This window comes from Thermoflexus hugenholtzii, from assembly GCF_018771565.1.
Taxonomy (GTDB): Bacteria; Chloroflexota; Anaerolineae; order Thermoflexales; family Thermoflexaceae; genus Thermoflexus; species Thermoflexus hugenholtzii_A.
Window position 1 is genome coordinate 3044946 of record NZ_CP076326.1, and the last position, 20184, is coordinate 3065129.

Annotated in this window: 21 protein-coding genes and 1 pseudogene; 7 read left to right on the top strand and 15 right to left on the bottom strand. The window is 68.6% G+C overall.

The genetic code is table 11. The annotated features are described in order from the left end of the window. Positions 1-11 precede the first annotated feature (11 nt). From KNN16_RS13835 to KNN16_RS13850, 4 genes are all read left to right on the top strand, one after another. Positions 12-1982: a bifunctional homocysteine S-methyltransferase/methylenetetrahydrofolate reductase gene (locus tag KNN16_RS13835; RefSeq protein WP_303897668.1), complete on the top strand. Its 1971-nt coding sequence runs from the start codon at positions 12-14 to the stop codon at positions 1980-1982. Positions 1983-2054: 72 nt separating this feature from the next. Beyond that, positions 2055-2687: a PH domain-containing protein gene (locus KNN16_RS13840; RefSeq protein WP_303897670.1), complete on the top strand. Its 633-nt coding sequence runs from the start codon at positions 2055-2057 to the stop codon at positions 2685-2687. A gap of 10 nt (positions 2688-2697) precedes the next feature. Beyond that, positions 2698-3579, top strand: coding sequence for a purine-nucleoside phosphorylase (locus tag KNN16_RS13845; protein WP_303897672.1), 882 nt, complete (start codon positions 2698-2700; stop codon positions 3577-3579). Continuing rightward, positions 3579-4325 carry a hypothetical protein gene (locus KNN16_RS13850; protein ID WP_303897673.1) on the top strand — a complete coding sequence of 249 codons (747 nt, stop codon included), beginning with the start codon at positions 3579-3581 and terminating at the stop codon, positions 4323-4325. The genes KNN16_RS13845 and KNN16_RS13850 overlap by 1 nt, the downstream gene beginning before the upstream one ends. Positions 4326-4386: 61 nt before the next feature. Here KNN16_RS13850 and KNN16_RS13855 read toward each other — a convergent pair whose 3' ends face one another. Beyond that, positions 4387-6084, bottom strand: coding sequence for an ABC transporter substrate-binding protein (locus KNN16_RS13855; RefSeq protein ID WP_303897675.1), 1698 nt, complete (start codon positions 6082-6084; stop codon positions 4387-4389). A gap of 633 nt (positions 6085-6717) precedes the next feature. Between KNN16_RS13855 and KNN16_RS13860 the strand changes: the two genes are divergently transcribed. Together KNN16_RS13860 and KNN16_RS13865 are read left to right on the top strand one after the other, a co-directional pair. Beyond that, entirely contained in the window at positions 6718-6852 is a 135-nt protein-coding gene (locus KNN16_RS13860; protein WP_303897676.1) for a DUF2283 domain-containing protein, read from the top strand. A 90-nt stretch (positions 6853-6942) separates the two neighbouring features. Next, positions 6943-7188, top strand: coding sequence for a hypothetical protein (locus KNN16_RS13865; RefSeq protein ID WP_303897677.1), 246 nt, complete (start codon positions 6943-6945; stop codon positions 7186-7188). Between the two features lie 114 nt (positions 7189-7302). On the opposite strand, the gene KNN16_RS13870 is transcribed toward KNN16_RS13865, so the two are convergent. The 9 genes from KNN16_RS13870 to KNN16_RS13910 all read right to left on the bottom strand — a co-directional run bounded on the left by KNN16_RS13870 (position 7303) and on the right by KNN16_RS13910 (position 13925). Further along, on the bottom strand, positions 7303-8175 hold the full coding sequence (locus KNN16_RS13870; protein WP_299285357.1) for a UbiA-like polyprenyltransferase: 873 nt from the start codon (positions 8173-8175) through the stop codon (positions 7303-7305). A gap of 24 nt (positions 8176-8199) precedes the next feature. Beyond that, positions 8200-8946, bottom strand: coding sequence for an HAD family hydrolase (locus KNN16_RS13875; RefSeq protein ID WP_303897679.1), 747 nt, complete (start codon positions 8944-8946; stop codon positions 8200-8202). 57 nt (positions 8947-9003) lie between these two features. Continuing rightward, positions 9004-9618 (bottom strand): ribosomal protein S18-alanine N-acetyltransferase, encoded by a 615-nt coding sequence (gene rimI, locus KNN16_RS13880; RefSeq protein ID WP_299285363.1) that lies wholly within the window; start codon positions 9616-9618, stop codon positions 9004-9006. Positions 9619-10170: 552 nt separating this feature from the next. Continuing rightward, positions 10171-10854 (bottom strand): tRNA (adenosine(37)-N6)-threonylcarbamoyltransferase complex dimerization subunit type 1 TsaB, encoded by a 684-nt coding sequence (tsaB, locus tag KNN16_RS13885; protein WP_303897681.1) that lies wholly within the window; start codon positions 10852-10854, stop codon positions 10171-10173. Further along, positions 10851-11354, bottom strand: coding sequence for a tRNA (adenosine(37)-N6)-threonylcarbamoyltransferase complex ATPase subunit type 1 TsaE (gene tsaE, locus KNN16_RS13890; protein ID WP_303897683.1), 504 nt, complete (start codon positions 11352-11354; stop codon positions 10851-10853). Before tsaE ends, tsaB begins: the two co-directional genes overlap by 4 nt. After that, positions 11339-12004, bottom strand: coding sequence for a c-type cytochrome (locus tag KNN16_RS13895; protein ID WP_303897685.1), 666 nt, complete (start codon positions 12002-12004; stop codon positions 11339-11341). Before KNN16_RS13895 ends, tsaE begins: the two co-directional genes overlap by 16 nt. Before the next feature lie 5 nt (positions 12005-12009). Further along, entirely contained in the window at positions 12010-12951 is a 942-nt protein-coding gene (locus tag KNN16_RS13900; protein WP_299285375.1) for a DUF4032 domain-containing protein, read from the bottom strand. Between the two features lie 45 nt (positions 12952-12996). Next, on the bottom strand, positions 12997-13632 hold the full coding sequence (locus KNN16_RS13905; RefSeq protein ID WP_299285378.1) for a metallophosphoesterase: 636 nt from the start codon (positions 13630-13632) through the stop codon (positions 12997-12999). Continuing rightward, complete coding sequence (locus KNN16_RS13910) at positions 13629-13925, bottom strand: nucleotide pyrophosphohydrolase (RefSeq protein WP_303897686.1); 297 nt, start codon at positions 13923-13925, stop codon at positions 13629-13631. Before KNN16_RS13910 ends, KNN16_RS13905 begins: the two co-directional genes overlap by 4 nt. Before the next feature lie 105 nt (positions 13926-14030). Here KNN16_RS13910 and KNN16_RS13915 point away from each other — a divergent pair, with 105 nt between their 5' ends. Further along, complete coding sequence (locus tag KNN16_RS13915; protein WP_303897687.1) at positions 14031-16118, top strand: WD40 repeat domain-containing protein; 2088 nt, start codon at positions 14031-14033, stop codon at positions 16116-16118. A 20-nt stretch (positions 16119-16138) separates the two neighbouring features. Here KNN16_RS13915 and KNN16_RS13920 read toward each other — a convergent pair whose 3' ends face one another. The 5 genes and pseudogenes from KNN16_RS13920 to KNN16_RS13940 all read right to left on the bottom strand — a co-directional run bounded on the left by KNN16_RS13920 (position 16139) and on the right by KNN16_RS13940 (position 19984). Then, positions 16139-17467, bottom strand: coding sequence for an MFS transporter (locus KNN16_RS13920; protein ID WP_303897689.1), 1329 nt, complete (start codon positions 17465-17467; stop codon positions 16139-16141). A gap of 5 nt (positions 17468-17472) precedes the next feature. Beyond that, positions 17473-18708, bottom strand: a complete 1236-nt coding sequence (locus tag KNN16_RS13925) for a PrsW family glutamic-type intramembrane protease (protein ID WP_303897690.1) — start codon at positions 18706-18708, stop codon at positions 17473-17475. Positions 18709-18748: 40 nt separating this feature from the next. Beyond that, positions 18749-19285: a peptidylprolyl isomerase gene (locus tag KNN16_RS13930; protein WP_314184044.1), complete on the bottom strand. Its 537-nt coding sequence runs from the start codon at positions 19283-19285 to the stop codon at positions 18749-18751. A gap of 51 nt (positions 19286-19336) precedes the next feature. Then, positions 19337-19702: pseudogene (locus KNN16_RS13935) on the bottom strand (DsbA family protein); the annotation flags it as partial. 12 nt (positions 19703-19714) lie between these two features. Further along, positions 19715-19984, bottom strand: a complete 270-nt coding sequence (locus KNN16_RS13940; protein ID WP_299285390.1) for a hypothetical protein — start codon at positions 19982-19984, stop codon at positions 19715-19717. Between the last annotated feature and the right edge of the window lie 200 nt (positions 19985-20184).

Below are 20184 nucleotides of genomic sequence, written 5' to 3' on the forward strand. Positions count from 1 at the left end.
AGAGAGGAGCGGTGACATCCAAACCTTCGCTGCTGGAGCGTCTGGCCCGGGGTCCGGTGCTGGCCGATGGGGCGATGGGCACGATGCTCTACGCCCGGGGCTTCTCCTTTGATCGCTGCTATGAAGCGCTGAACGTGGAAGCCCCTGAGGTCGTCCGAGAGATCCATCGGCTGTATCTGGAGGCCGGGGCGGAGATCCTGGAGACCAACACCTTCGGGGCGAACCGTTACCGGCTGGCGGAGCACGGTCTGGAGGATCAGGTGGCCCGCCTCAACCGCGCGGGGGTGGAGCTGGCCCGTCAGGCTGCGTCGGACGCCGGCCGCCCGGTGTGGATCGCCGGCTCGGTAGGGCCCCTTGGGGTTCCCCTGGCCCCTCTGGGCCGGGTGAAGGCGGTGGAAGCCCGCGAGGCTTTCCGGGAGCAGATCGCCGCCCTGGCCGAAGCCGGGGTGGATCTCCTGATCCTGGAGACTTTCTCTTCGCTCCCGGAGCTGGTGGAGGCGGTGCGGGCCGCCCAGGAGGTTGCCCCGCATCTTCCCCTGGTGGCGGAGATGACCTTCGCCCAGGATGGCCATACGCTGATGGGCCACACGCCGGAGGAGGTTGTGGACGCCCTGATGGCCCTGGGGGTGCCCCTCATCGGGGCGAACTGCTCCGTGGGGCCCGCCAAGCTGCTCCCGGTGATCCGCCGGATGGCCGCCCGAGTGCGGGAGGCCGGGGGACCGCCTCCCGATCTGGTGGTGATGCCCAACGCCGGCTGGCCGGAGATGGCGGCGGGCCGCTTGCGCTACCCGGCCACGCCGGATTATTTCGCGGACTATGCTGGACGTTTCCTCGCCCTGGGGGTGCGGGTGATCGGCGGATGTTGCGGAACGACGCCGGAGCACATCGCGGCGATTCGCCGCGCCCTGTCGGCCCATCCGGAGCCCGCTCCGGAGCCTCGGCCGGTGATCCTCATGCCTCCTCCACCCCCTGCGCCCACGGAGCAGCCCCCGACGGAGCTGGCGAGGCGCCTGCGGTCGGGGCGGCTGGTGATCAGCGTGGAGGTGGATCCCCCCCGGGGGCCGGATGCCAGCGCCCTGCTGGAGGTGGCCCGCTCCCTGAAGGCCGGCGGGGTGGACGTGCTGAACATCGCGGACAGCCCGATGGCCCGACTGCGGATGAGCCCCTGGGCGCTGGCCTTCCTGGTGCAGAACCACGTGGGGATGGAGACCATCCTGCACTTCCCCACCCGGGGTCGCAACCTCCTGCGCATCCAGTCCGATCTGCTGGCCGTTCACGCGCTGGGGGTGCGGAACCTCTTCATCGTGATGGGCGATCCTCCCGCGCAGGGGGATTATCCAGAGGCCTCGGACGCCATGGACATCGTGCCCTCCGGCCTGGTCCGGTTGATCAAGGAGCGGTTCAACGCGGGGCAGGATCACGCCGGGGAGCCCCTCGGCCGCCCCACCGCCTTCTTCGTCGGGGTGGCGTTGAACTTCAACGCCCCGGATCCGGCCCGGGAGATCAAGGCCCTGCGCCGGAAGGTGCGGGCGGGGGCGGATTTCATCATGACCCAGCCGGTGTATGAGCCGGAGGCCCTACGAGCTTTCCTGCGGCGTTACGAGGAAGAAGCGGGGCCGCTGTCCATTCCGATCCTGGCCGGCGTGCTTCCCCTGGTCAGCCTTCGCCATGCGGAGTTCCTCCACAACGAGGTCCCCGGTATCATGGTGCCGGAGGCGGTGCGGGAGCGCCTGCGGCGGGCCGGGGAGGGGCGGGCGCGGGGGGAGGGGCTCCGCATCGCGCAGGAGGTCGTCGCCGAGCTGGCAGAGTTCGTCCAGGGCCTTTACGTGATGCCGCCGATGGGCCGCTACGAGCTGGTTTTCTCGCTGATGGAAGCCATCCCGCCCCATCGGCGCGGGGGAGGCCGGACCGGGGAGCCTGCGATGGAAAGCGAGGGCCCCCAAGTCTCCGGCGGGCATGGGGAGCTTTCCGACGAACGCTGAGGCGAGGTTCGCAGGAGCCCCTTCGATCGGGTGGGCGAATCCCGCCGTCCGCCCGGGAAAGGAGCGTGCGGAATGGGATACATCGAGCGGTTGCTTGGGGAGAACGAGCGGATCCTCTTCCGAACCCATCCCCATCCGGTGGTCCTCCTCCGCCCGGTTCTGGGCTACGGGGTGCTGACCGGCGTGTTGATCGGCCTGGCCCTGGCGGGAGGGGCTGCTTTCCCGACCCTGACGCCCCCGCTCCTGATCGCCGGCCTGGTGCTGGCTGCCATCCCCCTGATCCTGTTGATCCACACCCTCCTGCGCTGGTGGAACGAGGTTTATCTGGTGACCACCCGGCGGGTGGTCCAGGTCGAAGGGATCCTGAACAAGAGCGTTATGGACTCGTCCCTGGAGAAGGTGAACGATGTCATGCTGCGCCAGTCCCTGTTGGGGCGCTTGCTGAACTACGGGGACATCGAGATCCTGACGGCCAGCGAGATCGGGGTGAACCGGCTGCGCTGCATCGCGGACCCCCTGCGGTTCAAACAGGTGATGCTGGATCAGAAAGCCGCCCTCGAGGGGCGCTTCGCGCTGGAGGGCGAGGAGGGTGGGGAGGACCGCGCCCGGCTGCTCATGCATCTGGAGGCCCTGCGGCGCAGCGGTCTGCTCAGCGAAGAGGAATTCGAGGCGAAGCGACAGGCTCTCCTCAAATCCCAGGGATGAGGGGCTCCGAATGCATGTCCACGAGGTGATCCCCCGCTCGGAATACGAGGCGGCCGCCGCCTGGCTCCGCGAGCGGCTACCTTCCCTGCCGCGCATCGGACTGGTGCTGGGATCCGGCCTGGCGGCGCTGGCGGAAGCGGTGGAGGAGGCCATGGTCTGGCCGTTTGCGGAGATCCCGGGCTTTCCGGCCGCCACGGTGGAGGGGCATCCCGGCCGGGTGATCGCCGGCCGTCTGGAAGGACATCCGGTCCTGGTCCTTCAGGGGCGGGCCCATTTCTATGAGGGCTACTCGGTGCAGCGGATCACCTTTCCCATCCGGGTGATGCAGCTGCTCGGGGTCCGGATGCTGATCCTCACCAACGCGGCGGGGGGATTGAACCCGGCTTTCCGGCCCGGGGATGTGATGATCGTGCGGGATCACATCGGGCTTCCGGGGATGGCAGGGATGAACCCCCTGCGGGGGCCCAACGAGGCCGATTGGGGGCCTCGCTTCCCCGAGCTCTCACGGGCCTATGATCCGGCGCTGCGGGCCCTGGCGCGGGAGGTCGGGGAGGCGGAGGGCCTGCCGGTCCATGAGGGGGTTTACGTGATGCTGGCCGGGCCCAGCTTCGAGACGCCTGCGGAGGTGCGCTTCCTGCGCATGATCGGCGCCGACGCGGTCGGGATGTCCACCGTCCCCGAGGTGATCGTCGCCTGCCATGGGGGGATGCGCGTCCTGGCGCTCTCGGGGATCTCCAACGTCCTGAACCCGGAGGCCTTCGAGCCGCCCACCCATGAAGAGGTGCTTCAGGCCGGTCGGGTGCTGGCGCCTCGCCTGCTGACCCTCATCCGCGGCGTGCTGCGCCGCCTCCCCCACGAAGCAGGGTCTGACCTTTCGAAGCCGCACGCTTGATGGAAACCCTTCGCGAGCTGCTTCAATCGTTGGCCCCCGTGCTGTATGGGGGGATCGGCCTGTTGGTGCTGATCACCCTGGGGCAGGTCTGGCGCGCATATCGCCGGCTCGTCCGTGCTTTCTTCCGGGTGGAGCGGGAGATGGCGCAAATGGAGCTGTGGGGCGGGCTGGCCCGGGCGGGCCTGCTGCTCATCGTGGGGCTGGGCCTGTGGCTGCTGCTGGGACCGGGCTTCCCTGTGCTGGGCCCGGCGGCACCCTCCCCGACCTTCACGCCCACCCCTTCTCCCACCCGGCCGGTTCCAGCATTTCCTTCCCCGACTGTGCTTCCTCCACTCCCTACGGAGCCTCTTCGAACGCCCACACCTGTCCCGTCTCCTTCCCCCTCACCGTCCCCTTCTCCCACCCCGAGCCCAACCGTTCCGCGAGCCCGCTGCCCGGATCCGAACGCGCAGATTGAGATCCCAGCCCCCGGCCAGGTGATCTCCCAACCGGTGACCATGATCGGGACGGCCATCCATCCGGCCTTTCAGTTCTACAAGGTGGAGATCCGCGGGCCGTATACGGGAGACCAGTGGGTCACTCTGGGGGACGTGGTGCGGCAACCGGTGCTCCAGGGCCCCTTGTGGTTGTTTGATCCCCGCCCGTTCTTTAACCAGCCGGGGGCTTACCGGCTGCGCGTGGTGGTGGTGGATCAGGCGGCCCGGGAGGCTGCCCAGTGCGAGGTTCCCATTGAGATTCAGCCGTAAAGCGCCGGGGGGCGCTCTCAGGCGCCCCCCGGTGATCGGATAGAGGCTTCAAGGGCCCGCGCTACTTCTCCGCGTTCAGGAAACTCCCGAAGAAGGCGCTGAAGTATTCGAAGGTCCCCGTGCGGCCCTTGTGGTTGGGATCCTTGGCGTCCCACTGGGCCTTGAAGGTGGCCACCACGTCGTTGGCGTCCAGCTCCGCGCCGTTGTGGAACTTCACGCCTTTGCGCAGGTAGAAGGTCCACACCGTGAGGTCGGCGTTGGCCTCGTAGCGCTCGGCGAGGGCAGGGACCACCTCCACGCCGCCCACCTTGTAATCCAGGAGCGGCTCGTAGACCTGGATGCAAGCCCGGAAGGTCTCGCCGTCGGTCTCGTCGGCGCACCAGAGGGCGATGGGCTCCGCGTTCTGCATCCAGACCAGCTCGTCCTTGCCGGGGTCCATCACCGAGAAGCGCTCGTTGTTCAGCGGGCTGGCGTGGGCGCCCTTCACCGTCGCCTTGAAGGCCGCAGCAGAGACCCCGTGGGCCAGGGGGATCATGGGGACGTGCTGTTTGATCAGCTCGTTCACCTTATCGTAGTGCTTCTGGCGCTCCGCCGGGTCGGCCAGCCGGGCTGCGGCGCGGATCTCCTCAACCAGGTCGGGGAAGAGCTTGCCGAACTGCTGGTTCTGCTCATTGGCGAAATGGTAGTCGTAGAAGTTGGTAGCGTCCGGATAATCCGCCAGCCAGCCCAGGAGATACATCGGCTCGCTGCCGGCAGACACCGCGTCCAGGAAAGCGCCGGACTCCATGACCTTGATCTTGACCCGGATGCCGACCTCCGCGAGCTGAGCCTGGATGTCCTGGGCGACCTGGCCCGGCCGCGGCAGGTAACCCCGCACCACGTCGCGGTAGGAGAGGGTGATGTCGAAGCCGTTGGGGTAGCCGGCCTCGGCGAGGAGCCGCTTGGCCTCCTGCGGGTTGTAGTCATACCACTTCAAGCCCTCGGTGTAGCCGGGCTTGAGGGCCGGCGGCACGAACTGCTCCGCCACCATGGAGCCCGCCGGGTAGAAGTTCTTGACCAGGCGCGCCCGGTCGATGGCCATGGCGATGGCCTGGCGGACCTTCTCGTTGTCCAGAGGCGGGTGGTTGTTGTTCAGGCCCAGGTAGGCGATGTTCAGCGGCGGACGGATGTAGAGCTTGAGGTTCGGATCCTTCTGGATGGTCTCGAAGTCCTCCGGGTTGGGGTTGTCGATGCCGTCCACCGTCCCGGCCTGGAGCTCGAGCAGACGGGCGGCGGCCTCCTTGGACCAGCGGAAGACGAGGGTCTTGGCCTTCGGCTTCTCGCCCCAGTAATCCGGGTTCGCCTCGAAGATGATGCGATCGCCCCGGATCCACTCCTTCACCTTGTAGGGGCCGGTCCCGTTGGGCTTCTCGCTCATCTTCACCGTGTCGCCGCCGTTGGCGTCCAGGTAATCTTTGTCCTGGATGGCGAAGGCAGCGAAGGCCACTTTGGAGGGGAAGGCGGGATCAGGGTAGCACAGGGTGAAACGCACGGTATATTGATCGACGGCCTCGATGGCCTTGAACTCCCCACCGTAGTTGCAATCCGGCGCCTCCACCTTCATGGGTTGGAAAGCCGGAGTCGGGGTGGCAGGCGGTGGGGTGGGCGTGGGGGGCGGAACCGTGGCCGTCGGCGTCGGGGTCGCCCCGGGCGCGCAGGCGGCCAGCGCCAGGGCGAGCAGGACCAGGACACGCGCAACGACAAGACTCTTCCGACGCATGGCTTCTCCTCCTTTTGCAAAACAGGGGTTTGCGGGAACGCCTGACAGGCCCCAACGGAACCCGCGCTACACCGAGTATAGTAGAAGCAGCGGATCCTGCCAACCGGGCAGGTTGGGTCCGGCCGGAACCCTCGTCGGAAGGGCCGGCTTCGCGAATTCGCTCCATGGCCTGTGGATAGCGCGAAGGGAGCCACATCCCACAACGGGAGCCAGTCCGGATGGAAGATCCCAGGATCCGGCTGACTGAGGCGGATCTCCATCCGCATTGATGCGCTCCTATGGGCCAGCGGGGTGTTACCCGGGAGGCGATCGAAAAAACCCTTGCAACCTCCGGCCGTCTGATGGCGGAAGATGCGAGGCGGGAGCCCTTCCGGTTGTAATCCGAAATTCATTTCGGCACCCATATGTTTGTTGCAGGAGCGGCTTTCGCCGCGACCGTTGTGAGATCGAGGAGACGGAGGTTTGGGCTGCGGAAGCGGCTTTCAATGCGAGCCCCTATGGATGGGATCAAAGAAGACAGGGATTGCGGGCGGAAGGCTCCTCCTTATCGAAACGATCGCGGTTGCCATCGAGATACCGGTTCGGAGCTGAAGCCTCTCCTGCAAAAGATCGATAAAGATCGAGGCCCGGACAGTGTGGATCGCTCCGGGTGTGCATGCGGATTTCGATCGGGAGGGCCGGCTGATCGGCATTGCGGTGCTGGATGCTTCCGAGCGGCTGGGGCAGACCCTTTCGCTTGAGGTCTCCCTCGCGCTCTTGCCGGCCTGAGGGCCTGCTGAACGCTCGGAGGCCTCCTCCGGGCCAGAAGCATGAGATGAGGTGTGCGACGCCTCATCCACGCGCGAAGTGGGAAAGGCGATGGAACCTCACGATCCGCGATGGATCCAGGCCCATGAGGTCGGGGAGTATGTCTTCTGCGCCCGGGCGTGGTGGCATCGCCGCCAGGGGCATCCCGTTGCGCATCCCGAGCAGGCGGAGGCGGGCCGCCGCCATCATCACCGCCTCGGCCGGCGGCGACGCTGGGGGGAGCGTCTGATCGTCCTCGCCACGCTTCTGCTGCTCGTGAGCTCCCTCCTTCTGATCGTCGCCCGGCTGTCGCCCTGACCGAGAGCCGGGCGACGCCATATGATCGGCCTTCCCCGCGCGCACGGTCCGGATTAAACAGAGAAGCCGATTGAGAGGCGGATTGCCGATCGGCATAGGGAGCCAGGCGGGTCGCTACCATCGTCCCCAGGCCAGCCCGCCCCAGGTGGCGGCGAACAGGAGCACGCTGATGTAGGCGTTGACGTTGAAGAAGGCGACGTCCACCCGTGAGAGGTCCTGCGGGGAGACCAGACGGTGCTCGTAGACGAGCAGCGCCGCCACCCCGGCCAGCCCGAGCCCGTAAGGCCATCCCAGCCGGAGCCCGAGGCCCAGTCCGGCCAGCAGGAGAAGCATCCCCAGGTGGTTCAGGCGGGCCAGCCGCAACGCGGCGGCCACCCCGAACCGGGCCGGGACGCTGTGCAAGCCCTCCCGGCGGTCGAAGTCCACATCCTGACAGGCATAAATCAGATCGAAGCCGGCGATCCAGAGGGTGACGGCAGCGGTCAGGATCCAGGCGGGGAGATCCTCCGGTTTCCAGAAGGAGCCCCGCAGGGCGATCCAGGCTCCCATCGGGGCCAGGCCGTCGGTGAACCCCAGGATCCAGTGGCTGAGCCAGGTGAAGCGCTTCGTGTAGTGGTAGCCGATCAGGAAGAGCAACGCGACCGGGAGCAGAGCCACGCAGAGGGGATTCAGGGCCCAGGCGGCGATCACCAGGATCACCCCGGAGACTCCCACCGCCCATCGAAGGGTCTCCGGCCGCAACAGCCCCCGGGGCAACGGACGGTTCGCCGTGCGCGGGTTGCGCGCATCGTATTCCCGATCCGCCAGCCGGTTCATGCTCATCGCCAGGGTGCGGGCCGCCGCCATGGCCACGGTGATCCAGAACACCTGATCCAGGCGGGGCCACCCTCCGGCCGCCAGCAGCATCCCGATGTAAGCGAAGGGGAGGGCGAAGATGGTGTGCTCGAACTTGATCGCTTCCAGGAAAACCCGCACTCCCCGCCACATCCCACCGTATCCCCTCGAGGTCAACTATGCCTCCGCACCATCAGCCCAGCGGTCCAGGATCGCCGGGATCTCCAAGAGCGATCGGATCACCGCATCGGGCCGGATGGCCCCTGTCGGCGCGGAGGTCCCGGCGACCATCGCCGCCCAGATGCCCCGCATCCCGGCCAGATGGGCGCCCCGGATATCTGCCTCCGGGAGGTCGCCGACCACGGCGATCGCCTCCGAGGGGAGACCCCAGGCTGCCGCGATCCCTTCGAAGAGAGCCGGGTGCGGTTTCCGCCAACCCACGGCGGCGGAGATCACGATGGGATCGAAGTAAGTCTGAAGCCCGAAGCGCCGGATCAGCCGCCAGGAGTGATCGGCGTCGCCGGAGTTGGTCAGCAGGGCCAGGCGATAGCCCCGATGCTTCAGCTGATCCAGGGTCGGGAGGGCATCCGGGAAGAGCCGCCAGCGGGCCTCCTGAGGGGCCAGGAACGCCCGAACGGCTTCCCGGAGGATCGCCTCCGGCGTCCCGGGATAGCCCAGCTCCGCCAGGGCCAGCCCGAAGGTCTCCACCAGGGGATACTCCCGCCAGTCCTCCTGCCAGCGTCCATACCGGAGGGCCATCCAGCGCTCGAGGGCGGCCTCGAAGGCTTGCGCCTCGACCTGGATTCCGTGATGGCTCAGCGCGCTCCGGGCGGCGGCATACATCTCCCGGCGCAGGCTCTCCGGATCCGCCGGCAGCTCGATCAGCGTGTGGCCGAGATCGAAGATCAACCCCCGAATGCGCATCGCTGTTCCTCAAACCGGAAAGTTCGAAGAGATAGAAGAGAACGTCTCCGCCGTTTGCTAATTGGGTGTGGATCGATGCAGGGAGATGGGTCCGGCGGCCTGCAGGCGGGCCCAGAGGCGGGCCTTGAGGGCCTCCAGCCGCTCCCGGTAGGCGGCGGAGCGCACCCCCTCCACACTCATCACCAGGGCGTCCTCCAGGTTGTCCCGATAGTATCGGGGGCGGCGTCCCACGACCTCCAGGCCATACTTCCGGTAGAGGCGCTGGGCGATCGCGTTGGAGGCCCGCACCTCCAGGGTGATCAGGTTCGCTCCATAGGCGATGGCCTCCTCCACCAGAGCCAGGAACATCAGCTCCCCCAGCCCCCGTCCCCGCCACGGCGCGTCGACGGCGATGGTGCTGATATGGGCCTCGTCGGGGACCAACCAGAAGCCTCCATAGCCCAGGATCGGCAGGCGCTGGGAAGGCCGCAGCGGCATGGCCGTGCGCACCTCCCGCGGGCGCAACACCAGGTAATGGGCGTTGGGGTTGCGCAGGAGCTCCTGCTCGTAGGCGCGCATCGGCCATGGCATGGAGAACGTGCGCCGCTCGATCTCCATGACCTCCGCGACGTCCTCCCAGCGCATCGGATCGATCTGAAAGGGAACGGACTCCGGGATCGCCAGCGCCGGCATTCTCCCTCGAGATGAAGGCAGCGGATGCGGAGCTTTTACGAATTGATCCAGGCGCCTGCGGACGGACGGTCCTCCGCGCCGGCCGGGGCCGCGGTCGACGGTCGAAATGAGTTTCGACCTGCAAGCATCCGGCTCAGAACCAGGGCCTTCCCTCCGCGCACAGTCCGGATTCAATGGTGAAAGCCCATCCATCCGCCGCGAAAGTGGCCCGCCGCCGGGACGCCCGGCTCGAGCCCCCACCGATTATAGCGCAGGGGGAGAGGCGATCGACGAGCCTCGAGCGAATTCGCCCTCAAAGGATCTTCGCACCGGGCGAAAACAGGCGAAGCCGAAAAGCGCCGGCGAAGGCTGGCCCCCGGCGTGCTGTGCGTCGAACGAATTCGACCTCGGGGCCTTCGGCCGATGGTCGGCATACGTGCCGAATGAATTCGGCCTCGAGAGGCCTTCGGCCAATGGTCGGCCTGCGCCGACCGGGAAGGGGTTTTGCGTCGGCGGAGGCCGACGCCTGGCGCGCAGCGCCTGGGAGGGCCGATTTCCAATCGGCGCGGGAGGTTAACCTTCCGGGACGCTGGGTGTGCGCAGATAGGTGGGGCGCAGGAGGGCCGGATCCGGGCGTTCGCCGGCCTGATAGCGTGCCCAGGCCCGCCGAGCCGCCCCCATCACCCGGGATGGGATCTCCCAGGGGATGCACCAGGCGGCGATCGGATGCCGCTCCAGCACCGCCTGATCCCGGGCCGTCCATTCCCCCACCAGCCAGGTTCCGGGCGTCCAGGCTTCCGCCAGGGCGGAGGCGGTGGTCAGCACCGGCTCTCCCTCCGGCATCCATCTGGCCTCCCAGCGGTAACGATGCAGGGCCAGCCGTCCCCGCCCGGCCGGGATCACCAGATGGAGAGGACTGAGGGCGGCGGGCAGCTCCGCCAGGATGGCCTCTTCCGTCCCGATCCCGAAGAGGGGAAGCTCCAGGGCCAGGGCCAGACCTTTGGCGGCGGCGACGCCCGCCCGCAGGCCGGTGAAGGACCCGGGGCCGCTCACCACGGCGATGGCCGCCAGATCCTCCGGCCCCAGACCGGCTGCCCGCAACAGCTCCTGGCAACGCGTCATCAGCTCGGCCGTGTGCCGGTCCGGGGTGCGCCAGCAGGCCACCGCCCGCCATTCGACCCCATCGAAAAGCGCCAAGGCGAGGCCGGAGGTGGCCGTATCCAGAGCCAGCAAATACGTGGGCTTCCGCTCCCTCATTCCGTCTCCACCTGCTCCTTCAATCGTGCAAGGAGCGCCTCGAGGCGCTCCGGCGGAAACTCCCCGATCGCCTCGATCCGAACCCGGCGTCCGGAATCCCCCAACGGGCTCAGGGTGACCCGGAGATAGGGCTCCGGGATCAGACCCACCGCCCGCTCCGGCCACTCGATGGCGATCACCGCGGGTTCCTCAAACAGATCCCACAGCCCCAGGGCCCACGCCTCCCCGGGCTCCGACAACCGGTAGAGGTCGACGTGGTAGAGCCGGCCGCCGTCGGGCAGCGGATAGGCCTGGATCAGGACAAATGAGGGGCTCTGGACCGGGTCCGTCACCCCGAGGCCCTCGGCGAGGCCCTGGATGAAGCGGGTCTTCCCGGCCCCCAGAGGACCCTGCACCGCCACCACGTCGCCGGCCCGGAGCCAGCGTCCCAGGACGGCGCCGAGGCGACGGGTCGTCGATTCGTCGGGAGAGAGTGTCTCCAGGATCAGCCGGATGGCCACAAGGACCTCCTTCGCCGCCGGAGCCCGAGGAGAACGCCGAGCAGGATCCCCCCTGCCGCGACACCTCCCAGAGCCAGGATCGCCGCCGGCAGGACCGTCCGGCGTCCCTCCCCTGGGGGAATCGGAGCGGATAACGGGATGCCCCGGGCGGCCTCAGGATCGAAAGGTCGGCCATCGGCAGGGATCCCGTGGCGTTGAAGCAGAAAGGCCGTGACCGCCCGGTAATCGGCCTCCGGCAGGCTCCCGGGCGCGTGGAAGGGCATCCGGGCCCGGATGTAGGCGTAGAGATCCGCGGCCGTGGCGAACCGACGCAGGGTCCCCGGCCCGATGAGCGCAGGAACCACCCGGGGGAGAGTGAAGCCGTCCTCGGGGTAGGGCTGCGGGCCGTGACAGTTGGCCTTCCAGCAGTTCTGGTGCGTGGGGGGCCAGGTCGCCCGCCATTCGTCGGTCAACCCCTGCCCCTGGTCGCCATGGCACGTCGAACAACGTCGGGCGAAGACGGCCGCCCCCCGCTCCGCCTCCTCTTCCTGATAGGCACGGGCGGGTGCGGCGGAGAGCTGGAAGGCCAGGCCCAGGAGGCCGAGCATGAACCCCCAACGGACCCAGGCCGTGCTTCCCCATGCTTGGTTTCGGGCAACCGCGCGGGCCATCCTCGCTACACCTTCGGCTCGATCTCAGTCGGCGGGAGGTCGCCCATGGCCTCCACCGCGCGGCGGATCTCGGCCACCAGGCGCCGGATGGGATGCTCCGGGAACTGCTCGGCGTAATCCAGGGCGGCGCTTTCCGCATCGACCTCTGGACCGTAGGCCTCCCGCAGGTAATAGAGATGGTCCATGATCCAGAGATAGAGATCAGCCTCCGTCCGCCCCGGGAAGTCCTCCAGCAGGCGGTGGGCGCGGATGATCTCGATCACCGGCCGGTAGACGGTGTCATACCAGTGGGTCACGGCCTCATCCTCCGGGATCTCCCGCCCCTGCTCCAGGCCCATGAAGTAGCGATGCACGGCGATGTGTTCCAGCAGGCGATGATAGCCCCCGGCGATGGTGAACCGGATGTCCGCCTCCGGGCGGAGGACGTCCAGGCGCGTCCGCTCCAGGAACTCCTCATACTCCCGCAGGATCTCCAGATCCTCGGCTCGCAGCTCCGGCCCCACCGGCACCCGGCTTCGGACCTCAATGACCTCCGCCTCGATCTCCTTCCAGCCCATGGCCCGGGCCACGGAGATCCGGTGATGGCCGTCGAGGACGAAGTAAGCGTCGCCGATCCGATACAACCGGACCGGAGGGAGATCTCCTTCCCGAAAGAGGATCGTCCCCACGGCGATCCAGCGGTCGGCCGTGTGAGGATGGATCGGGAGGAAGGCCCGATCGAAATCCTGATAGCGGTTGACGCTCCCGATGATGTGATCCAAGGGGACCCGCTGGAGGCCCCGGTAGACGGAGCCCCGCAGGCGGAGCTTCTCCTTGACCTCACCGAAGGACAGCAGCCGGTTTGAACGCCCGGTCAAACGGGCCAGAAGGTTCCGCACCAGTGCCCGGAGACGAGCCCTCCGATACTGGGCAGCGACCTCCTCGGTGAGCGGTCCATGCTCTTCCATGATCAGCCTCTTGTCCTCCATCCCATCACAGGGTGGTGTGTTCGATCAGAGTTCCAGCAGGTAATACGGGAACACGTTGATCACTCGGGTGGGGCCGATTTGAAAGATCGGCCGGCACCCATAGAAATGCACATGCCCATGCAAAAAATAGCGCGGGCGGAACCGATGGATCAACCAGCGGAAGGCGGCGAAACCCTGATGCGCCAGGTCCGGGGCGTCGCCGATGGCGCGGGGCGGGGCGTGGGCGACGAACACATCCAGCGCTCGGCCATACCGCCACCGGTTCCAGAGCAGGCGCGGGGCCAGCCGGAGGACCCGCACCCACATCTCCCCCTCGGTATATTGATGGGAGCCTTCGGGATGGTAGCGCCGTGATCCTCCCAGCCCGCTGAGCAGCAGCCCCTGCTCCCACACCACGATCCCCTCCAGGCTTTGTCCGCCCTCCGGGGCCAGGCGGATCCGCCCGTCGGCGCGGAGCTCCGGCCGGTCGTGGTTGCCATGGACGTAGAACAGGGGCGCGTTGAACACCTCCATCAGGAACTCGAGATATCCGTAAGGCAGATCCCCGCAGGAGAGGATGAGATGCACCGGCGCGAGCCACTCCCGGGCCTGAGGGGAATAGAGGGGCTCGACCACCTGGTCGGAGACGGCGAGGATGCGAAGCCGTCCCTCCGCCTTCATGGCCACTCCCGCTGGGCGTTCCGGGCCAGCTTGGCCATCACCGCCTCGCCCAGATCGATCCCGTGCAGCCGGGCCAGCTGCAGCAGATACAGCATCACGTCCGCCAGCTCATCGGCCAGGGCCTCGCGGTCCGCCGTCTCCCCCCACTGGAAGAGCTCGAGGACCTCCGCGGCCTCCAGGACCAGGGAGATGGCCAGGTTGCGCGGCGTCTGCGGCCGCGTCGAGTCCGGCCGATACCAGCCCTTCGAGGTCACGAAATCCTCCATGGCCTGCTCCAGCGCCCGCAGCTCCATGCCCCTTCCTCCGCATGGAATCGGACCTCCCGTTCCAGCGCGATCCACGCCCTGCGGACTTACGCCTATAATCCGGAGTGGGCTGGGATGGAAAGGCGGATACCGGTGAGCTTCTTCCGATCTGGATGGGTGATCGCCCTGGGGCTGATTCTGACGCTGGGCGGAGCGTCCTGTCAACGGACATCGCCGAAGGTGTCCGGAGTTGCGGAGCGCAACCCTCCCACCCCTCTTCCTGCGCTTCCGGCCCCCACCCTTCCCTCCACCCCCCTCTCCCTTCAGCCCGCCCTCCAGGCCCAGTGGGGGTTTCGGGATCATCCGCTACAGATGGCCTGGTCCCCGCGCCGGCCATGGCTGGCCCTCGCCTCCTCCCACCGGGTGTATGTCTATCACATCCCCTCCATGCGGCTTCTCGCGTTCTTCACCGCAGAGGCCCGTGTCCTCGAATTGGCCTTCGCCGCGGATGGGGAGCGCCTCATCGGTCGGCTGGAGACCGGCACGCTGAAAGCCTGGGGGATCCCCTCCCGGCGGGAGGAATGGTCCGACGCCGGGATGATCGGCACGGGCCTGATGGCTTCCCCGGATCCCGCGATCCTGGCCGTGGGTCACGCCGATGGATGGGTGCGCCTGCTGGAAACGGCCACCGGCCGGGAGATCCGTCGCGTCTTAGGGGCCCGGCCGCTCGGGTTCTCCCCGGACGGGGAGCGGTTGTTCACCTGTCCCTCTCCGGCGCCGCCGGGTCCGGAGGATCCTCCGTGTCCTTCCCCATCGGGCCTGCTGGAGGTGGAGGTCGCCACCGGTCGGGTGCGGGAGATCCTCCCCGCCGAGGTCCCCCCGGTCTGGACCCCGGAGGGGGAGCGGATCCTTGGCGGGCGCGATGGCGTGATCCGCCGGAGGGATCCGCGCGGCGCGGAGGCGATCCTGTGGCGGAACCTTTCCGCCCGGATCCGCGAGCTCCAGCTCTCCGGAGATGGGCGCTGGCTGCTCATCCGCCATGCGGACTTCCTGGATCTGGTGGAACGAGGCAGCGGCCGGATCCGATGGTCGGAACCCGGCGGGCCGGCGGCCTTCTCCCCGGATGGAGCCGCGCTGGCGTGGGCGAAGGGGAGCCCGCCCACGCTGGTTCTGCGGGATCTGCGAAGCGGGCGGGCGCGCTGGGCGGCCGGGCCGGAGCCGTGGATCCGCCGCGTGCATGAGCTCGCCTTCTCCGCCAACGGGCGATGGCTGGCGGTGCGCGGGGAAGGACAGGTGGATCCGGCCTTCCCGGAGCTCATCGGGCCCTTCGTGCAGATCCGGGAAGCCGCGACCGGCGCGGAGCGCTATCGCTTCCTCCCCCGCCTGCTCCCCGTGTGGGGTCTGGGTTTCACGCCGGACGGGGCGGCTTTAGGCCTCCTGGAGGGCGCGCTCGTGCGGTTCCGCCCTCTGGGCGACGGGCCCGCCGATCCCCCGATCCCGCTCCGAAGCGGCGAGGGCCTGAGCCTGGCGTTCTCCCCGGAGGGCGATCGGCTGGCCGTCGGCCTGGCCGAGGGACCCATCCGGTTTTATCGGCGCGCCCCGGATGGGAACTGGTCCCTCGAAGGGACATTGATCGGCCACCGGGGGCCGGTGCGGGCGGTGACCTTTTCCCCCGACGGCCGGCGGCTGGCCTCCGCCTCGTGGGATTGGACGACGCGGATCTGGGATCCGGACCGACGGGTGGAACACGCGCGGATCGGCCATGCCGCCGAGGTCTGGGATGTGGCCTTTTCCCCGGACGGACAGCTTCTCGCTTCCGTAGGAGGCGATGGAGCCCTCCTCCTGGGATGGGAGACCGCCGACGGCGTTAGCAGCCAGGTCCTGGGACGCTATCCGTTCCGCCTGTATGCGGTGGCCTTCTCCCCGGACGGCCGGTATCTGGCGGTGGGGGCGGAGGATGGAACGGTGCGCCTCTGGGACATCCTCGCCGGCTCCGAGCGCCGCGTCCTGCAGGCAGGGACGAAGGCCGTTCGGGCTCTGGCCTTCTCTCCCGACGGCCGGTGGCTTGCCGCGGGTGGCGAAGAAGGGGAGGTGATCCTGTGGGCGATGCCGGAGGGGATCCTCCACGCCCGCTGGGGCCGGGAGGGGGATCCCCTGCGGGCCCTGGCCTTCTCGCCGGACGGGGCGCGCCTGGCCCTGGGCCATCGCAGCGGGATCGTCCAGCTGTGGCGTCTCCGGTGAGGGAGAGACGCGTGGGGCGCTTACGCGGAGGCCGCCATCGCCCGTCGCAATCCCCACAGCAACGCCAGGGCCAGGGCGTAGAAGCCGAAGGAGAGGGCGAACAGCCCCCGGTAGCCGATGAGGTCGGCGATCAGGCCGCCCATGGCGGTGGAAAGCAGGGCGACGCCCAGCAGGGTGTTGGTCAGGCCGATGGTGAGGGGCCGATCGTGGCCCGGGGCGATCTCCAGCAACAGGGAGAGACCGCCGATGGCCGCCCCGGAGGCGTAGGCCCCGCTCAGGACGAACACCGGCCCCATCAACGCCTCCGCCAGGCCCGGCTGCACTGCGCTCAGGGGCCCCACCATCAACGCCCACAGGACGCTGACCAATCCGCAGGCGGTGGCGCCCTCCAGCACCGCCCGATGGCCCCACCGCACGCTGATCCAGCTCCACAGCAGGTTAGAGAGCAGGGAGGCCCCCACGTTCAACCCCAGGTAGATCCCGATGGCCGCGTCCGGGATCCGCAGGTCCCGGACCGCGTAGGCGGTGAAGAAGGGGGTGGCGATGGCCGCCCACATCAGCGCCATCCGGGCTCCCAGGAACAGCCGATAAGGGATATGGCGCCAGAGGGCCCGGACGGCCTCCCGCCATGGGAGCGGCGCGGCATAACCGTCCCGGGTGGGGCTGGGCGGCTCCACCACCATGGCGAAGACCGCCATCCCGACGGAGGTGAAGACCGCGAAGATCAGGAACAGCAACGCCACGTTGTAGGGGAAGAACAGCCCCGCGCGCTCCTCCAGGAGCAGACGGACCAGCCCGCTGGCCGCCAGACCCAGCAGCCCTCCGAAGAAGAGGCGGGCGGCGAAGAAGACGCCCCGCTGCCGGGGCGGGATGGTCTTGCCCACGATCTCCATAAACGGCAGCCCGGAGATCCCGGAGGCGAGGGAGATCACCAGATAAGGCAAGAAGAAGGCCAGCAGCATCCATGTCGGATGCGGGGCGGCCAGCCAGATCCCCAGGGCCATGGCGAAGGCCCCTGCCGCTCGCACGAAAGCCATGCGACGATACAGGTCCATGTAATACACGCGATGCCGCATCCGCCGGGAGACGAAGAGCTGGGGCAGGAACCACAGGCCGTCCCGCATCGGGGAGACCAGGGCCAGCAGGAGGTTGGGCGCCCCCAGGCGGGAGAGGAACCAGATCAGCACCAGGTTGGGATCCAGGATGGTCTCCGCGAAGATGAACAGGGCGCCGTTGATCACCCCCACCGTGAAGTTGCGCCGCAAATGCGGATCGCGGGCCTCCCCGGAGATCCCCAGAGAAGCCCGGAGCCGCGCGGAGCGCATCCGCCATTCCCGCCAGACCTGCATCCCCTTCATCCTCCTTGCGATGATCCCCCTGCCGACGGTTCAACCGGATCCTCTCCGCCCGCCAGCGCCGGCAGAGCCCATCCCAATCCGATGAGAACCGCCAGCCCCACCGCCCCCATCCCGATCAGCACCGGGGGCGCGATCAGGACCCGGACCCGGTCGGGGAGCGGAGTTAGGAAGCCGATCCCCAGGAGCAGCGCCCCGGCGTTCCAGAGGCTGTGAAGTAGGACGACCAGGAGATACGCGCCGAGGCCCGCGCCCGGACGACCCTGACGGAGCATCCCCCAGGCCCATCCCATCAGGGCGCTGTTGAAGACATGAAGTGCTGAGGCCTCCAGACGCCCCAGCGCCGTCAGCGCCCAGGGAGCCCCCAGCGTCCAGTTCAAGAGATTCTCCGCGATGGCGAAGCCGGTGCCTCCCAGCGCCCCATACAGGATCCCCTCGGCGGTGGGAGCCCGGGCTCGCAGGAAGGCCGGCAGCGGCTTGACCGCCTCTTCGATCAGCGGGACCAGCCCCGCGCCGCCGATGAGGAGGGCCGCCCAGACCCACGGATCGCCGAGCAGGCGCTCGGTGGGGACGACGGGGGGCGCGCCCGGGGGGAACCCCATCGGGAACCACCGGCGGATGAAATCGGGGCCCTCGACGACGAGCCGCGCGATCAGCAACCCCAGGCCCAGCCCGACCAGTGCCATCCCCTCCAGGAGGAGCGCCAGGCCCGGCGCGGCCAGCCCCCCCAGGCCCAGGCCCCACCAGGTCCGACGGCGGGACCAGGAGGCGGCCAGGCGCTGGCGCAACAGGTTGAACCACCACAGCGGCCCCAGCACGGCGATCCCCGCGTGGAGGGGAAGGAGCACGATGGGAAGATCCGGAGCCAGCCGCTCGACCACCGCCCCGCATCCGATCAGGATCAGAAGGAAGGACAACATCCGGACCTGGGCGGCCAGAGTGGGGACGGGGAGCAGGGCGTCCGGTATCCCCCGGGTGATCCGGATGCCCTCCTGGAAGAGCCCTATCCCCATCAGCAAGCCGAGGAGGAGCAGCCCCGGGGGCGGCATCGGCGCGCTCAGGAGGGCGGCGAGAGCCGCCAGCCCCAGCCACAGCCCGCCGAGGGCCACCCCAGTCAGGAGGCCCGCCGCCACCCATAACGCGCCGGTCGGCGAGGAGCGCTCCGCGACCTCCTCCCGGGCTTCCGCCGAGTGGTACCTTTCGGATGGGTCCTCCGGGATCGGCGGGATGCCCATGGCCGTCGATGATCCGTTCAGGAGCCGGACGGTGGAACGCTCAGCGTTCCTCGATCACGACCTCCAGCAGCCGGTCGCCCGGGGGCGCCCCGGGGTCCGCCTCCGGGTTCCGGGGCCGCAGGGCGCGGACGACCTCCAGCCCCTCCAGCACGCGCCCGAAGATCGTATAGCGGCCGTTCAGCTGAGGGAGGGGCGCCATCGTGATGAAGAACTGGCTGCCGCCGGTGTTCGGCCCGGCGTTCAGCATCCCGACCATCCCCGGCGCGTCGAAGGTCAGGGTCTCCGTGATCTCGTCCGGGATGGTGTAGCCCGGCCCGCCGAACCCGGTGCCGCTGGGGTCGCCGGTGATGGCCACCACGTCGGAGATCACGTAGTGGAACGTGATGTCGTTATACCAGCCCTGTCGGGCGAGGAAGACGAAGTTGTTCACCGTCACCGGCGCTCGATCCGCGAAGAGCTCGATCACCACCTCGCCCTTCTCCGTCTTCAGGATGGCGCGGTAGCGCCGCGTCGGATCGATGGTCATGGGCGGCGGGGCCGGGAAATGACGCTCCGCCAGCCGGGCCAGCTTCACCATGGCCTCCAGGTGGGCGTATTCCAGGTAATTCAGGGTCTGCGGCCATGGACGCCCGTTGACCAGCAGGAAGGGCGTGCCCGGGAGGCCCAGGGCGACCGCTTCCGCGTAGGCGGCCTCCACCTTGGCCCGATAGCGTCCCTCCTCCAGATCCCGGCGGAACCGCTCCGCGTCCAGCCCCAGGGTCCGCGCCGCGGAGATCAGGGTTTCGGTGATGTTCGAGCTGGCGACCCACTCCGCCTGATGCGCGAAGAGCCAGTCGTGCATCTCCCAGAACTTCCCCTGCGCCCCGGCCGCCTCGCTGGCCTCGGCGGTGATCATCGCCTTGTCGTGGATGGTCCGCAGGGGGAAATGCCGGTAAACCACGCGCACTTCATTCGGGTAGGCGTCTACCAGACGCCGGAGCAGCGGTGCGAGCTGCCCGCAATACGGTCACTGGAAATCGCCCCACTCGATGAAGGTCACCCGGGCGTCCGGGGCGCCTTTGCTCCAATCCTCCGGCGTCGGGAAGAGGATCCGCTGCAGGTCCGGGGTGGCCGACGGCGCCGTAGCGGCCGGGACGGTGGCCGTGGCCTCCGGGGACGGGCTGGGAGAGGGGGGAGCCGTTGGGGTCCCCGCTCCCCCTGGGCCGGGCGTGGGGCGGGCGCAGGCCGCCAGCCCCAGCGCAATTAGCGCGATCCGAACATAGCCTCCGTTTCGCATCGGGAACTCCTTCCCCCTTTCGGATGTAAGCCGAAACTCCTTTCGGCCTCCGCAATCGCGCTCAGTATAGCACAGGCCCCGCGCGCTCCCATCGGCCTTCCCTTGACCGATAGGAGGATCCGGGGAACAATGCCCCTCCGGCGCGGCGGCGCGCGAACCATAAAAGGTATTCCACGAATCATTCGTGGAGTGCCTCATCC